The organism is Dethiosulfatibacter sp., from assembly GCF_983023055.1.
The window spans coordinates 1-2,177 of record NZ_CEZJXU010000434.1 but is presented as its reverse complement, the minus strand read 5'-3'; the positions used below and the strand labels follow the sequence as shown (position 1 = coordinate 2,177).

Below are 2,177 nucleotides of genomic sequence, written 5' to 3'. Positions count from 1 at the left end.
ACCTTCTATTTGCAATGCATTACATATCTTTCTATTTAGTTTCAAATTGTCTTCGATTACAAGTACTTTTATGTTCATTGAATTAGCCTCCATATTAGCATTCCAATCAATAGTACTATAGTACCACATTCCAGATAAATATCTAACCTAAAATGGTATTAACCTTCATGATTTATTCATGAACAGCATGTCATAATATTATAAATAATCTCATTTTGTAGTATAATATATTATAAATATATATTTCAGGTCATAAAAAACAAACAGTTTATTTTATATCCTTATTATATGAATCAAAATTTGCATTTAGGAGTGATCTTATGAAAAGAATTCTAATTACAGGAGCGTTGGGACAAATCGGTTCTGAATTAACACTTAAGCTTATGGATAATTACGGACGCAATAACATAATAACCAGCAGTCACTGCAAAAGAAATGAATGCAAAAAGAAAATCATTGATGAAGTAGCTTATGAAAGAGTTGATATATTAAAACCTGAGCAAATAGCCGAAGTTGTAAAAAAGCATAATATAGATACAATTATTCATCTTGCATCAATACTATCAGCTACTGGGGAAGCTAACCCATCACTGCTTTGGGATATAAATATGAACGGACTCTACAATGTTTTAGAGGTTGCCAGGGAAAATAAATGCAAGATTTTTGTACCAAGCTCCATAGCTGCCTTCGGGCCAACTACTCCAATTAACAATACTCCCCAGGACACAATTCAAAGACCTTCAACAATATACGGTATTTCCAAAGTTGCTGGAGAACTTTTATGTGATTATTATTTTAGCAGATTCGGTGTTGATACAAGAGGTCTAAGATTTCCCGGTCTTATATCACATATGACACTACCCGGAGGTGGTACGACGGATTATGCTGTACATATCTTTTACGAGGCGCTTAAATCAGGCCATTTCACCTGCAATATTAAGGCTGGAACAAGAATGGATATGATGTACATGCCTGATGCGCTGGATGCCATCGTTATGTTGATGGAAGCTGACTCCACCAAACTTGTACACAGAAATGCCTTCAATGTCACATCCATGAGCTTTGACCCTGAGGAAATATACAGTGAAATAAAAAAACACATACCTGATTTCAATATGGACTATGATGTAGATGAAGTAAAACAAAAAATCGCTGACTCATGGCCCAATTCTATTGACGATACCATTGCCAGAAACGAATGGGGATGGAAACCTAAATACAATATTTCTTCCATGACGACAGATATGATTGAAAAGTTAAGGAATAAACTCAATTCTCAGACTATAAAAAACAAAAATATCAAGTAATCCTTATATTTATATAATATATTTCATTTACAGGAGATGCCATGAATAATAAAAAAGATATCATAGAAACAGGATGGAATTTTGACAATAGTTATTCCCTTTTGCCCAGGCATATGCGGGGCATCAATTTGGATATTTTACAATGTTGGGAGATGGACGAGCCATTTTGATTGGAGAGCAGATCACACCACTCAAAGAACGCTTTGATATTCAACTAAAGGGTTCTGGGAGAACTCCCTTTTCTCGTGGTGGCGATGCCCGAGCACTCCTTGGTCCAATGTTGAGAGAATATATTATAAGCGAAGCCATGCATGGTCTTGGCATCCCAACTACACGTAGTCTTGCAGTTATTTCTACAGGAAGAGCATGACAAACAACTTATTGAAAACCTTCTTAACATAATGCAAAGCAATGGTTCAGACTATACCAATACATTTCGTGCATTAACTCTCAACAAATTATCAAATGAAAATTTGTTTGACACAGAGGCTTTTTTAAAATGGTACAAACTATGGCAGAAAAGACTTGAAAGACAGAAGGAATCAACATCCTCTTCATATGAATTAATGCGTAAAAACAACCCTTCAATAATACCAAGAAACTATCGTGTAGAAGAGGCAATAAAAGCTGCTGTTTCAAAAGGTGACTATAGCGTTATGGAACGTCTTCTTGATATTCTATCACAGCCTTATGCCTACTCTAAAAAGCAGGACGAGCACTCCACTTTGCCAACCCCTTCATCAACTCCCTACAAGACATTTTGTGGTACGTGATTCTGGAATTCTCTTACAATCAATTTATCTGCCGTATCTAACTACCTGACCACCAAGGTCACCACCTTCAGGACCCATTTCAATGATCCAGTCCGAT

Annotated in this window: 1 protein-coding gene and 1 pseudogene; both read left to right on the top strand. The window is 35.8% G+C overall.

Annotation, left to right across the window (positions count from 1 at the left end):
* Positions 1 to 320: 320 nt before the first annotated feature.
* On the top strand, positions 321 to 1,307 hold the full coding sequence (locus tag AC3AX0_RS12070; protein WP_487550528.1) for an L-threonine 3-dehydrogenase: 987 nt from the start codon (positions 321 to 323) through the stop codon (positions 1,305 to 1,307).
* 97 nt (positions 1,308 to 1,404) lie between these two features.
* Positions 1,405 to 2,080: pseudogene (locus AC3AX0_RS12065) on the top strand (protein adenylyltransferase SelO family protein); the annotation flags it as partial.
* Positions 2,081 to 2,177: the final 97 nt, after the last annotated feature.